The following is a 14,199-nucleotide window of genomic DNA, read 5'->3' on the forward strand; positions in this document are numbered from 1 at the left end:
AGCTGCCCACATTCATCCTTATCGGTTCAAGCCACAACACTCGCCACATTCAACTTATTAGGATATCGAGACGCTTTTAGCGCAACTCGATGACTTCCACAGTTTTGGAAAGTCGGAGAACGGACATGCCACGTATTCCTGTAATCAATACCAGCCATCTTGACCGCATTGATGAATTACTGGTCGATAATATCGACACGGGTGAATTTAAACTGCATCGCTCAGTATTTACCGATCAAGCCCTATTTGATCTCGAAATGAAATACATTTTCGAAGGCAATTGGGTGTATCTTGCGCACGAAAGCCAAATCCCCAATAACAACGATTTCTACACCACACATATTGGTCGTCAACCAGTCATCATCGCGCGCAACCGTAACGGCGAGCTGAATGCCATGATCAATGCTTGTTCACATCGTGGTGCCCAACTTTGTCGTCATAAACGCGGTAACAAAGCCACTTACACTTGCCCTTTCCATGGTTGGACCTTTAACAACTCAGGCAAACTCCTCAAAGTTAAAGACCCAAGTGAAGCAGGTTATTCAGATTGCTTTAACCAAGACGGTTCGCATGATCTGAAAAAAGTCGCACGGTTTGAGAACTACAAAGGTTTCTTGTTTGGCAGCCTCAATCCAGATGTACCGTCGCTTGAAGAATTTTTGGGTGAAACCAGCAAAATTATCGACATGATTGTTGATCAATCCGAGCATGGTTTAGAAGTTCTGCGCGGCACCTCCTCTTATACCTATGAAGGGAACTGGAAACTCACGGCTGAAAATGGGGCTGATGGTTATCACGTTTCAGCGGTGCACTGGAACTATGCCGCAACCACACAACATCGCAAAGAAACACAAGCTGCCGATAATATTCGTGCCATGAGCGCTGGGTCTTGGGGCAAGCAAGGTGGTGGTTCTTATGGTTTTGAAAATGGTCATATGTTGCTATGGACACAATGGGCCAATCCAGAAGATCGTCCAAACTTCCCGAAAGCAGATGAATATACCGAGAAATATGGTGCAGCCATGTCGAAATGGATGATCGAACGTTCGCGCAATCTCTGTCTCTATCCAAACGTCTATTTAATGGATCAGTTCGGTTCACAAATTCGGGTGTTACGTCCTATCTCAGTCGATCGCACTGAAGTCACGATTTACTGTATTGCACCGAAAGGGGAAGCCCCAGAGGCACGTGCGCGTCGTATTCGTCAATACGAAGACTTCTTCAATGCCTCTGGTATGGCGACACCCGATGACCTAGAAGAATTCCGTGCTTGTCAGGCTGGTTATGCAGGTATCGCGCTGGAATGGAATGACATGTGCCGTGGTTCAAAACACTGGATTTATGGCCCTGATGATGCAGCCAATGAAATTGGGCTTAAACCGATGTTAAGCGGAATTAAAACCGAAGATGAAGGCCTCTATCTGGCACAACATCAGTACTGGTTGCATACCATGAAACACGCCATTGTCGCTGAGAAGCAAATTGCTGCTCAAGGAGAAAACGCATGAGTATTCAAGATAAAAGCAGCTTGGAAAATATTGCCCAATTCCTCTATCGCGAAGCACGCTTTTTAGATGATGAACAATGGGATGATTGGCTGAGTTGCTATGCGCCTGAAGCCAGTTTTTGGATGCCAGCGTGGGATGACAATGATCAGCTCACCGAAGATCCACAGTCTGAAATTTCCCTGATTTATTATCCAGATCGCCAAGGTTTAGAAGATCGTGTGTTCCGAATCAAAACCGAACGCTCTTCTGCCACCATGCCTGATACCCGTACTTGCCACAATATTGCCAATATTGAAGTGATTGAACGCGACGGCGATAAACTCACGGTTCGCTTCAACTGGAATACCTTGAGCTTCCGCTACAAAACCACCTATAGCTACTTTGGCATGTCACGTTATGTGATTGATTGTTCGGGTGATGAACCGAAAATCCTGAGCAAATATGTGGTGCTTAAAAATGACTATATTAATCAAGTGATTGATATCTACCACCTGTAAAAAATAGGTCACCTCAGCCAAATGGACTGTTGGTTGGGGCCCCAAATTTAAATTATTTTGTAGGATACGTCTCATGTCAAACCACAATGTAGCACTTCAATTTGAAGATGGTGTGACACGTTTTATCAGTGTTACTCAAGGCGAAACCCTGTCTGATGCAGCTTATCGTCAAAAAATTAGGGGCTTAGGAAGTTAAGCATATTAAAAAGTATGGTAACTTCCTTATATGAAAGCAAAAAATAGATACTATTCCCGTTCAAGAATCACAGAAGCAAAATTCAGGCAGATCATTCGCTTTTTTGCCATGGATTTTACTGCTTCAGATACCGCTAAACTCACCAATATTTCTGTACGTTCTATCAATACAATTTATATCAAATTGCGTAAAAAGATTGCTATCCAATGTGAAGAAATATCTCCCTTCAATGGTATCGTTGAATTGGATGAATCTTACTTTGGTGCTCGTCGTGTTCGTGGTAAACGAGGTCGTGGGGCGTCAGGAAAGACCATTGTATTTGGTTTGCTTAAACGAGATGGAAATGTATACACAGAAATTGTACCAGATTGCTCCAAAGCTACGCTACAAGGCATTATCCGTGGGCATATAGAACTTGATTCAGTCATTAATACAGATGGATGGCGGGGATATGATGGTTTAGTAGATATTGGCTTTGATAAGCACTTAAGAGTAAATCATGGTGACAATGAATTTGCCTGTGGAGAGCGTCATATCAACGGTATAGAATCATTCTGGGGCTATGCTAAGAAAAGGCTTATTAAGTTTAATGGGATTGACAAAAAGATGTTTTATCTACATCTTAAAGAAACGGAGTATCGCTTCAATCATCGGCATAGTAATTTATACCTCGATTTGCTGAAACTACTCCGCAATGATCCTCTTTAACTTCCTAAGCCCCAAAATTAATATCCCGTTGGACTGTCGTGATGGTGCCTGTGGTACTTGCCGTGCATTCTGCGAATCTGGCAGTTATGACATGCCAGAAGAAAGCTATATCGAAGATGCCCTTACCCCAGAAGAAGCAGAGCAAGGTTATATTTTGGCGTGCCAATGTCGTCCAAGCTCAGATGCTGTATTCCAAATTCAGGCGTCATCAGATGTCTGTAAAACCGAAATTCATTCTTTCCAAGGCACATTGGCTCGGGTCGAAAATCTTTCTGACTCAACCATCACTTTTGATATTCAACTGGATGAAGGTCAACCCGATATTCATTTCCTTGCAGGGCAGTATGTCAATGTCGCTATTCCTGAAACAGGCGAAACCCGTTCATATTCATTTAGCTCAAAGCCGGGCAACCGCCTCACTGGCTTTGTTGTGCGTAATGTTCCAAATGGCAAAATGAGCGATTTCTTAAGCAAGGCTGCGCAGGCAGGCGACAAGATGAGCTTTACCGGACCATTCGGCAGTTTCTATCTGCGTAATGTCACTCGTCCTGTGCTGATGCTGGCAGGTGGAACAGGCATTGCTCCTTTTATGTCCATGCTGCAGGTACTGGAAGAAAAAGGTTCAACCCAACCTGTACGTTTAGTGTTTGGCGTGACCAACGATTTTGATCTGGTGGCTTTGGAAAAATTAGCCGAATTACAGGCGAAATTCCCTTGGTTTGAATATCGAACAGTCGTTGCACATCCTGACAGTCAGCATGCACGTAAAGGCTATGTCACAGGACATATCGAATCTGAATGGCTAAACAGTGGCGATGTTGATGTTTATCTGTGTGGCCCCGTACCGATGGTCGAAGCCGTTCGTGGCTGGTTAGATGCTGAACAGATCAAACCAGCCAATTTCCTGTTCGAAAAGTTCTCTGCGAATTAATAGCTACAGGAAAACCAAGCCATGTCTCAAACTCAAAGATTTAAGCATAAAGTGGTAATTGTCACAGGCAGTGCTCAGGGCATTGGTCGTGGTGTTGCACTACGACTGGCGGCAGAAGGTGCGCAACTGGTTCTGGCTGATCTTTCCGATTATGTGCAAGAGGTACTAGCCGAAGTCAAAGCCTTAGGGGCTGATGCCATGACCATTCAAGCCGATCTGGAAAGCTTTGCAGGTGCGCAAAGTATGGTTGCCAAAACCATTGAACAGTTTGGCCGAGTTGATGTGCTGATCAACAATGTCGGTGGTGCAATCTGGATGAAACCTTTTCAGGAATTTTCTGAACAGGAAATTATCAAGGAAGTGAATCGCTCTTTGTTTCCAACTTTATGGTGCTGTCGAGCCGTCTTGCCTGCAATGATTCAACAACAGGCAGGCGTGATCGTCAATGTTTCATCGATTGCGACTCGCGGAATTAACCGTATTCCCTACTCTGCAGCCAAAGGTGGCGTTAATGCACTGACGGCATCGCTGGCCTTTGAACATGCCAAAGATGGAATTCGCGTCAATGCCATTGCCACAGGCGGAACCGAAGCCCCACCACGTAAAGTGCCGCGTAATAGCAACCCACTCAGTCAAAATGAAAAAGACTGGATGCAACAAGTGGTGGATCAAACCATAGATCGCACCTTCATGGGACGTTATGGCAGTATTGAGGAACAGGTCAAAGCGATTGTCTTTATTGCATCCGATGATGCCTCCTATATCACAGGCAGCGTCATCCCAGTTGGAGGTGGAGATCAGGGTTAGCCCTGATCTTTTGCATTTCAGATAAAGTACAGGATGTGCATGGAGGCCATCACCCAATGACAACTTTATTCAAAACATTAAAACAAGATTGGTCAATTTCGGCCACGATTGCGGGTTTTCTTGCGGTGCTGATTTCCTATTCAGGGCCACTGATTATTTTCTTTCAGGCGGCACAACGTGCCCATGTCTCAACAGAGATGATGGTGTCATGGATTTGGGGCATTTCAATAGGTGCGGCAGTTGCAGGGATTTATCTCTCCATTAAATATAAAACCCCCGTCATTACCGCGTGGTCTGCCCCAGGAACGGCGTTATTGGTCACGCTATTTCCTGATATTTCGCTAAATGAAGCAGTCGCCGCTTATATCACTTCTGCGATTGTGATTTTTCTGATCGGGATTACAGGCTGTTTTGACAAACTACTGAAATGGATTCCTCAAGATGTTGCCGCAGGTATGATGGCAGGCATCTTGTTCCAATTTGGCATTAATCTGTTTACAGCCACAGATAGCATGCCACTGATTGTGTTTAGCATGTTGATTGTGTTTCTGATCGCTAAACGGCTGATGCCTCGCTACACCATGATTTGGGTATTGGCTGCTGGAATTTTTTTGAGCTTGGTTCTGGGTAAAATGAATCCTGTTGAAATCAGTTTTAACCTTGCCATTCCACAATGGATCAGCCCTGAATGGACATGGGGTTCGACCTTGAATCTGGCACTGCCCTTGATTTTGGTGAGTCTAACAGGTCAATTTTTACCGGGTATGGCGATTATGAAACTGAGTGGCTATGACACGCCTGCCAAACCAATTATTGCTGCAACCAGTATTGCCTCTTTAGCCGTGGCTTGTGTTGGCGGTATTACCATTGTACTCGCTTCCATTACAGCAGCATTATGTATGGGTAAAGATGCGCATGAACTGAAAGAAAAACGCTATATCGCAGGGATTGCCAATGGAATTTTCTATATTCTCGGTGGGCTGTTTGCGGGCAGTATTGTGATGCTGTTTAGCTTACTGCCGAAAGAATTGGTTGCTGCGTTAGCAGGCTTGGCTTTGTTGGGTGCAATTTCCACCAATATTGCCGTTGCTATGAAAAATGACCAACAGCGCGATGCCGCACTGATTACCTTTCTTGCCACAGCTTCAGGGATGCATTTTTTAGGATTAAGCTCAGTGTTTTGGGGCATTTGTATTGGGGTGATTGCTCATTTCATTCTCACCCAGCGTAAGCCAACACAATCTGCATAAGAAAAAAGAGAACAACTCCCTCGACTCTCCGCCTTACTCTCGAATAACAGACTGCTTTGCCCACTAAAGCTAAGCAATCAAAATTCAGTAAGGCAATTTTAAAAATCTCACTTTAAAGTCTCCCCCTCATTCAACTTAATTAAATGCTCATCATTATTTTTATTATTTTAACCAATAGGTAAAATAAAATAATCTGACTTATTTTAATCACGCTATAAGTTTATTTAGTGATTTTTCAATTGCAAAAATGAGATTTAAACATCATAAAATAGTTAAAATTCTCACCATTTAATATTTCACCCATATTTAAAAATAAATTAAAACAAAAACAATAAATTCATAAATTTCAATATATTAATCAAATAAAGTCACAATACCTTAAAGACATAAAGATATATCAATTAGGTTTTTGACTCTCACCCAATAACAAAATAGCTTAATAAAAAATAACTCGGTACTTCACAAATTGGAGGTGAAGCAATGGATACACATAAGGTCAATATTAATGACATTATTGATAAAGCCCGTTTTACGGCATTCCACTGGAAAGTATTAATCTGGTGTCTCATCATTATTATTTTTGACGGTTATGATCTGGTGATTTACGGGGTAGCTCTACCCTTGTTGATGCAGCAATGGTCACTGACTGCAGTGCAAGCGGGATTGCTTGCCAGCGCAGCTTTGTTCGGGATGATGTTTGGTGCCATGATTTTTGGCACGCTTTCAGACAAACTGGGGCGTAAAAAAACCATTATGATCTGTGTCACTTTATTTAGTGGCTTTACCTTCTTGGGTGCTTTTGCGAAAAGCCCCACTGAATTTGCCATTTTACGATTTATCGCAGGGCTTGGCATTGGTGGTGTAATGCCGAATGTCGTGGCTCTGATGACTGAATATGCGCCGAAAAAAATCCGCAGTACCTTAGTCGCACTGATGTTTAGTGGCTATGCCATAGGCGGGATGAGTTCTGCCTTACTGGGTGCATGGTTAGTCAAAGATATGGGTTGGCAGATCATGTTTTTAATTGCGGGCATTCCGCTGTTACTGTTGCCTGTGATCTGGAAATTTCTGCCTGAATCACTGGCTTTCTTAGTGAAATCGAATCATCACGATCAAGCCAAAATGATTGTCAGTAAAATCGCACCCGAAACTGAATTAAGCAATCATTCTGAACTGGTTCTAAATGAAACTACCACGACTGATGCGCCCGTTCGCGCCCTATTCCAACAAGGTCGTAGTTTCAGCACCTTTATGTTTTGGGTAGCCTTCTTTATGTGTCTGTTGATGGTCTATGCATTAGGTAGTTGGTTACCAAAACTGATGTTACAGGCGGGTTATTCTTTAGGTGCCAGTATGCTGTTCCTGTTTGCACTGAATATTGGAGGTATGGTTGGCGCGATTGGCGGTGGTGCATTAGCGGATAAATTCCACTTAAAACCCGTGATTACCAGCATGTTTGTGATCGGCGCGGCTGCCCTGATCTTACTTGGTTTTAATAGCCCACAATTTATTTTATACAGCCTGATTGCAATCGCAGGCGCAGCTACGATTGGCTCACAGATTCTGCTCTATACCTTTGTGGCGCAATTCTACCCAACCGCAGTACGTTCAACTGGGATGGGATGGGCTTCGGGTATTGGCCGAATCGGTGCCATCATCGGCCCTGTCCTAACTGGTGCTCTGCTGACCTTTGAATTGCCTCATCAAATGAATTTTCTCGCCATCGCGATTCCCGGCATTATTGCGGCTCTCGCCATCTTCTTGGTGAATTTAAAAGTCTCGGTAGCGGCTCAACCTGCGACGAGCTTTAACCCACAATCTTCACTGACTCAGCAATAAAACCATGTGCGCCGAGGACTGGCGCACTGACTTCGGATATGGACTATGAAATTATTACAGCGCTTTTCCCCTACGCGTTTAACGGTTGCAACCCTATTGGCAATGGGTAGCTGGTCTAGCTCGGTTGCTTTGGCTGCGGAGACAGCTCAGCCAACTCAAGATCAATGGAAATTCACACTTAAAAATGCCTATATTAATCGTGACTATGACAATCCAAGCCTGAAAGATACCGGTAGCTGGTCACAGGCAGCGTCTTTATTCTACAAATCAAATATGCAGGATACTCCCCTACAAATCGCAGACAAAGCAATCACCATCGGGGCGGATGCTTCGGTGCAATATGCAGTACGTTTAAGCAAAGACAAGCATGTGGCGGATACGGTGTTGCCCTTTGATCCCCAAACCCAATCACAAGCATCTGACTATTTAAAATATGGCGCGACCCTCAAACTGGGTTACGACAAAACACTGCTCAGTGTCGGTGAACTCTGGCTGGATCTTCCTGTGACGGCGGTGGATGCCAGTCGCCAGTTGTTGGCATCATATTGGGGGACTAATTTAAAGTCACAGCTTTCTGATCAGCTCTATGCCGAAATAGGCCGAGTGACCAAAGTGTCACCGCGTAATGAAGAAGATTTTAAGAAATTTTCTTTTACTGCCAATGGCAAAACTGAATATTCTGATGGTTTGAATTATCTGGATCTGCGTTATCAACTCACGCCATCGCTGAAGGCCGAATACTACTTTGGTAATTTAGAAGACCTCTACAATAAACACTACCTTGGGCTAGACCATACATGGAAACAAGCCAACTTCACGCTGAATTCTAAGTTTAAATATTTCAATGCCAAAAATGACGGTAGCAACTTTGATATTGATGCGCAAAATATTGGAATCTTGGAAATGCTGAAAGTGAATAATCAGTCTTTTGGTTTGGGCTATCAACAGATTATCGGAGAGTCTGCCTATCCGTTACCTGATGGTTTCCTGCCTGAAACCTATTTTATCAACTGGAATGCCACAGGCTTCTTCAAAAAAAATGAAAAGTCTTATCACCTGATCTATGGCTATGATTTTAAGGACTATGTGCCTGGGCTAAATGCGATGGTGAAATATGTCTATGGTCATGATTTTAAGGCAGCCAATGGTGACAAAAATCATGAAACCGAGTCCAATATTATTGTGAACTATACTTTTCAGCAGCCTTATCTCAAAGGTTTTGCACTACAGTACATTCGCATTGACTATGATGTGAAACATGGCAATGACTTTGGCGAAGATCGTTTATTCGTGAACTATAGTAAAAAATTCTAAGTCTTAGTCTGACAGTAGAGTAAACAATTTATCCCCCCTAAAATAAAAAGAGAACTCCATTTGAAGTTCTCTTTTTATGCATCACAATTTCAATCTAATCGATTAAATTTGTGATTGAATATAGTTCTGCAAACCAATCAATTCAATTAAACGTAATTGCTTTTCTAACCAATAGGTATGATCTTCTTCTGTGTCAGAAAGTTGCTGACGCAACATATCACGGCTGATAAAGTCGCCTTTTTCTTCACACAGTTTGATACCTGTCGCAAGTTTTTCACGTACATGATATTCAAGTGCCAAATCCGCTTTTAAGCAACTAACAACATCGTTGCCGACATTAATATCTTCACGATTCATGTTCGGTTGAGCACCTAAGAACAACACACGACGAATGATTGAATCCGCATGAGATGCTTCTTCTTGCATTTCATGGTCAATACGCTCGTAGATTTTGCTCAGGCCCCAATCTTCGTACATTCTTGAATGAATTAAATATTGATCACGAGCAGCCAATTCACCGCCAATGAGCATATTTAAATAGTCGATGACTTCGGGATTGCCACGCATAATACTTACTCCTATCGAATGACAATATTATGGCCAAGTTACAATAGAATTGCAAAAATAAAAGTGTGTAAGTTTATGATTTTTATAAAATTAAAATGAGAAACATACGCATTTACAGTTCTAATTAGCCCAATTTATCTAAATAAAATAAGCCCTTGCATATCATTTATCACTTTAAAAAGAGATAATTCCATTGAAAATCATTTGTTTGATTTTTTGTAACGATTAGCAATGCTTCTTATTTCGCCGATGTTTTGATCAAAAAAGCATAAAAAATGACTGCTCAGCTGTTGTTTGTTTAAGCAAAATTCGGTAAATAACAGCAATCACAAAAACATAATGTGGAAACCACAATGGATAAAAGCAAACCAATTTTGGTCACTGGCGCGACGGGTTATATTGCAGGCTGGATTATTGAACGTCTGTTGAATCAAGGCTATACGGTTCATGCTACAGTGCGTGACCCATCAAAGAAAAATAAGATTCAGCATTTATATAATCTGGCAGATCAATCTTCTGGGAAGATTGAATTTTTTAAAGCAGATTTGCTTGAACCGCGTTCATTTGATGATGCAATGCAAGATTGTGAAATCGTGATTCATACCGCATCTCCATTTGTGGTGACCAATTATAAAGATGCAGTCAAAGACATTATTGAGCCTGCGGTGAAAGGCACAGAAAACGTATTAGACAGTGTCAATCGCACTGAATCGGTCAAACGTGTGGTGCTGACATCAAGCATTGCTTCAACCTATGGCGATGCAGTTGAGATTCAAAATACCGCCAATAATGAATTTGATGAGAGCCATTGGAACAATACCAGTAGTGAAACCCATCAGCCCTACCCTTATTCAAAAGTTGCTGCTGAGCGCAAAGCATGGGAAATGGCTGAACAACAAAGTCGTTGGGATTTAGTCTGTATTAATCCCGCCTTAGTGATGGGGCCTTCCCTCACCGATGCGAGCCAGTCAGGTAGTATTGAAGTATTACAACAGTTTGGTAATGGCACCACCTTATTTGGTGTACCGCCGATGTGGAATGGTATTGTCGATGTACGTGATGTTGCGGATGCACATGTGGCGGCAGCACTGAATCCAAAAGCACAAGGCCGTTATATTATTTGTGGTGGCACACTCAGCTTATTGGATATGGGCAAAGCACTCACACAAAAGTTTGGTTATAAATTCCCATTGCCACACTTTACTGTGCCAAAGACCGCTTTTGCTTTTGTGGCGCCAATCCTCGGTCATTCACGTGAGTTTGTAAAATTAAATATGGGTTATCCAATCTATTTTAATGCGCAACGTAGCGTCAAAGAACTCGGCATTGAATATCGCGATGTGCGTGAGAGTGTCTGTGAGCATTTCCAGCAATTGCTGGATGATGGCATTGTGAAAAAATATATTTAATATCAGAAAAAGGCGGCATAAATGCCGCCTTTTTTATCAGTTCGTGTTGACTCAAAATTTAGATAGAGAATCAGACTTCATACTGCTGCAAAAACTCTAAAAACTCTTGCTCATTCAACACTCGAATTTCAAGTTTTTGCGCTTTATCCAGCTTACTACCTGCTTTCTCACCAGCAACCACACATTTGGTTTTACTAGACACACTACCACTGACACGCGCACCCAAGGCTTGAAGTTTCTGCGTTGCTTCGTCACGCCCCATACTTTCCAATGTACCTGTGACCACCCAACTCTCACCATTCAAAGGCTGACGCGTTGGTGCAGTCGGTGCATCCCAATGAATGCCTGCTGCCATCAAACGATCCAACACTTCGATGTTATGCGGTGCTTGGAAAAAGTCGGCAATCCATTCTGCAGTAATATCACCGACATCAGGGGTTTTCTTGAGGGCTTCAATATCCGCAGCTTTCAACGCTTCAAGCGTCTGGAAGGTATTGGCCAACATACGTGCTGTGGTTTCACCAACACCACGAATCCCCAAGGCATAGATAAAACGCGCCAAAGTGGTTTTCTTGCTCGCTTCAATCGCATCAATCAAGTTCTGAACTGATTTCTCACCCATTTTTTCGATGGTCAATAAGGTGTCACGATGCTCGTGTAAATGATAAATATCAGCCACATCTTTGAGCAAGTCGAGATGCAAAAGTGACTCGACCCAACGATCACCCAAGCCCTCAATATCCAGCGCTTTACGTGAAACAAAGTGACGAATGGCTTCGATCCGTTGTGCTGCACAATACAGGCCACCTGAACAACGTGCTAAGGCCTCACCTTCTGGCATCACCACGGGTGAATCACAAACTGGACAATTGGTCGGAAGATGAACCATCTCCGCATCGGCAGGTCGGAACTCAGCCCAAACTTTCTCAACTTTTGGAATCACATCACCGGTACGGTAGACACTCACAGTATCGCCAACACGCACATCTAAACGATGGATTTCACCAATATTATGCAAGGTCACATTTGATACGGTTACCCCACCAACAAAGACGGGTGCTAAACGCGCGACAGGTGTTAGTGTGCCTGTACGCCCCACTTGCCAATCAATATTTTCAACTTTGGTGAGTGCAGCCTGAGCTGGGAATTTATAGGCCGTTGCCCAACGCGGTTCACGACTCAGAAAGCCGAGCTGTTGTTGCTGTTTAAGGCTGTCCACCTTAATCACCATACCGTCAATTTCAACCTTGAGGTCTGGGCGTTCTTGCTGAATCTGTTCATAACGTTGTTGTACTTCTTCAATCGAAGCACACAGAAATTGACGTTCTGCAATTTCAAAACCAAATCGGGTTAACCAGTGCAAACTGTCATGCATGGTTTCAAGACCATGATTCGGTACACACTGCGCAATTCCATAAGCATAGAACGCCAATGGACGTGAAGCTGCAATATTTGGATCAAGCTGACGCAAGCTTCCTGCTGCAGCGTTACGCGGATTGGCAAAGGTCTTGTCACCTTTGGCTTCCTGATCAGCATTGAGCTTTTCAAAGCCTTGCTTTGGCATCAATACTTCACCACGAACCTCCAGAAACTCTGGAATCGCTTGATGTTGACTGGATAATACTTTCGGCAAATTCCGAATGGTTTTAACATTCTGGGTAATATCCTCGCCTGTCTCACCGTCACCACGAGTGACACCACGAACCAAGACACCATTTTCATACCACAGTGAAATCGCTAAACCATCGAGTTTCAGTTCAACGTCATACTGGACTTTTTGATTCGGTAAACGTTCATCAATACGGCGCGCAAAGGCAAACAGATCTTCCTGATTAAAGACATTGCCCAATGACAGCATTGGCACCGCATGAGTCACACTTTCAAATTTTGACAGCGCTTGACCACCGACTTTATTGGTCGGTGTATCCGCCTGAATACATTCTGGATGTTGTTGTTCTAAGGCTTTCAGTTGATGAAATAAATGGTCATATTCACTATCAGAAATGGAGGGTTGATCCATCACATAGTAAGCATGATTGTGTTTTGCAATCAGTTGAATCAACTGACGCATTTGCTCAATGACTGAGTTGTGTTCCATTTAAATTTCACCATATAAAAGGGCGGAAAAACCGCCCTATAACTTTTCACTGAATTTATTATAAAAGATTCATTAAGCTGTTGCTTGATTTGGACGATAATCAATCACGTGATGACGCCAATGTTCTTTTAACTGCGGCGTAAATTCCAGATTATTTTCATCATAGACCTTACCATCGACTTCACGCGCAATTAAACCCGCAATACTGGTCATCATGTCATAACCCGTAACCGCCTTGCTGTTTGGTAATGCCAAGAAGAATGCAAGACCTTGCACCTGCTCACCAGATAAGGTTTCCAGATCAAAACCAGCTGGGCCATTATCCGTCATACGCAATACTGAGAACATCAAGGCACTTGGTTCATCGGTATTTTCATAACGATGGAAACATGACATTTCACCGAAACGTAAACCGTATTTCAATAATACTTTAAGTGCTTTATCACCTGACAAGGCACGGCGTGGATTCGGATAAACATTCAGGGCAATGATTTGCTCTGCAGTTGCTAAAGCACTTTCATCATCATAGCGTTGCTGTTCATGTAAATGCACATCCAGAATATTACTTTCGCCATCAAACTCTTCAATCGCGACGGTTTCAATATTTGGATTTAAGCTCAGCTCAGCTTCCGCTTTGCTTTCCTCTGCTTTCTCTGTAGCTTCTACATTTTCAGAGACGATTGCTGTTTCTGCTTCGGCTGCTACTGTCTCATCTTTTCGAGCCGCTTCCAGCTCTGCTACAGCTTCAACAGCCTCATCTGCTTTAGCAGTTTCTACTTCCGTCGTTTTGGTTTCAACACTAGTTGCATCAACGGCTTGCTCTGCCACATGCTCCGATACAATTGCTTCAGTATTTAAACTTGGCTCAACACGCTCAGTTGTGGTCACTACTTCATTTTGTAAAAGCTGGTCACGTACGTGACGTGGGATCACAGGTTGCTGACTTTCAGGATTAATATGTAACTCTGCTTCTAATGACGGCTCAACTGGTTTTGGTTTTCTTAAAATCATGATTAAACCAACGAGCATAATCGCAACGGCGGCAACAATGCCTATTATTGTATTCATTTCCATA

General features: G+C 43.0%; 11 protein-coding genes and 2 pseudogenes. 10 read left to right on the forward strand and 3 right to left on the reverse strand.

Annotation, left to right across the window (positions count from 1 at the left end; translation table 11 throughout):
- Window positions 1–125 precede the first annotated feature (125 nt).
- The 9 genes and pseudogenes from benA to WA352_RS16405 all read left to right on the forward strand — a co-directional run bounded on the left by benA (window position 126) and on the right by WA352_RS16405 (window position 9,050).
- The gene (gene benA / locus WA352_RS16365; protein WP_005191113.1) at window positions 126–1,508 is read left to right on the forward strand and encodes a benzoate 1,2-dioxygenase large subunit; all 1,383 of its coding nucleotides are present in this window, start codon (window positions 126–128) and stop codon (window positions 1,506–1,508) included.
- The gene (gene benB / locus WA352_RS16370; RefSeq protein ID WP_033134415.1) at window positions 1,505–2,005 is read left to right on the forward strand and encodes a benzoate 1,2-dioxygenase small subunit; all 501 of its coding nucleotides are present in this window, start codon (window positions 1,505–1,507) and stop codon (window positions 2,003–2,005) included. The genes benA and benB overlap by 4 nt, the downstream gene beginning before the upstream one ends.
- 73 nt (window positions 2,006–2,078) lie before the next feature.
- A pseudogene (locus tag WA352_RS16375) lies at window positions 2,079–2,183 on the forward strand (benzoate 1,2-dioxygenase electron transfer component BenC); the annotation flags it as partial.
- Window positions 2,184–2,231: 48 nt separating this feature from the next.
- Entirely contained in the window at window positions 2,232–2,909 is a 678-nt protein-coding gene (locus WA352_RS16380; protein WP_005202474.1) for an IS1595 family transposase, read from the forward strand.
- Between the two features lie 13 nt (window positions 2,910–2,922).
- A pseudogene (gene benC / locus WA352_RS16385) lies at window positions 2,923–3,840 on the forward strand (benzoate 1,2-dioxygenase electron transfer component BenC); the annotation flags it as partial.
- Window positions 3,841–3,861: 21 nt separating this feature from the next.
- Window positions 3,862–4,647 (forward strand): benzoate diol dehydrogenase BenD, encoded by a 786-nt coding sequence (gene benD, locus WA352_RS16390; protein ID WP_033134413.1) that lies wholly within the window; start codon window positions 3,862–3,864, stop codon window positions 4,645–4,647.
- Between the two features lie 56 nt (window positions 4,648–4,703).
- Window positions 4,704–5,897 (forward strand): benzoate/H(+) symporter BenE, encoded by a 1,194-nt coding sequence (benE, locus tag WA352_RS16395; protein ID WP_033134412.1) that lies wholly within the window; start codon window positions 4,704–4,706, stop codon window positions 5,895–5,897.
- Window positions 5,898–6,377: 480 nt separating this feature from the next.
- A complete protein-coding gene (locus tag WA352_RS16400; protein ID WP_033134411.1) occupies window positions 6,378–7,736 on the forward strand; it encodes an aromatic acid/H+ symport family MFS transporter in 1,359 nt (452 codons plus the stop codon).
- A gap of 45 nt (window positions 7,737–7,781) precedes the next feature.
- Window positions 7,782–9,050, forward strand: coding sequence for an OprD family outer membrane porin (locus WA352_RS16405; protein ID WP_033134410.1), 1,269 nt, complete (start codon window positions 7,782–7,784; stop codon window positions 9,048–9,050).
- Between the two features lie 102 nt (window positions 9,051–9,152).
- Here the strand turns inward: WA352_RS16405 and ftn are convergent, their stop codons facing one another.
- The gene (gene ftn / locus WA352_RS16410; protein ID WP_033134409.1) at window positions 9,153–9,617 is read right to left on the reverse strand and encodes a heteropolymeric bacterioferritin subunit Ftn; all 465 of its coding nucleotides are present in this window, start codon (window positions 9,615–9,617) and stop codon (window positions 9,153–9,155) included.
- 353 nt (window positions 9,618–9,970) lie between these two features.
- Between ftn and WA352_RS16415 the strand changes: the two genes are divergently transcribed.
- Complete coding sequence (locus WA352_RS16415) at window positions 9,971–11,026, forward strand: SDR family oxidoreductase (protein WP_033134408.1); 1,056 nt, start codon at window positions 9,971–9,973, stop codon at window positions 11,024–11,026.
- Window positions 11,027–11,096: 70 nt separating this feature from the next.
- Here the strand turns inward: WA352_RS16415 and ligA are convergent, their stop codons facing one another.
- The gene (ligA, locus tag WA352_RS16420; RefSeq protein ID WP_005312571.1) at window positions 11,097–13,124 is read right to left on the reverse strand and encodes an NAD-dependent DNA ligase LigA; all 2,028 of its coding nucleotides are present in this window, start codon (window positions 13,122–13,124) and stop codon (window positions 11,097–11,099) included.
- A 72-nt stretch (window positions 13,125–13,196) separates the two neighbouring features.
- A complete protein-coding gene (locus WA352_RS16425; RefSeq protein ID WP_033134407.1) occupies window positions 13,197–14,198 on the reverse strand; it encodes a cell division protein ZipA C-terminal FtsZ-binding domain-containing protein in 1,002 nt (333 codons plus the stop codon).
- Window position 14,199 lies beyond the last annotated feature (1 nt).

Source organism: Acinetobacter sp. 102 (genome assembly GCF_037028485.1).
In the GTDB taxonomy this organism is placed as follows: Bacteria; Pseudomonadota; Gammaproteobacteria; order Pseudomonadales; family Moraxellaceae; genus Acinetobacter; species Acinetobacter higginsii.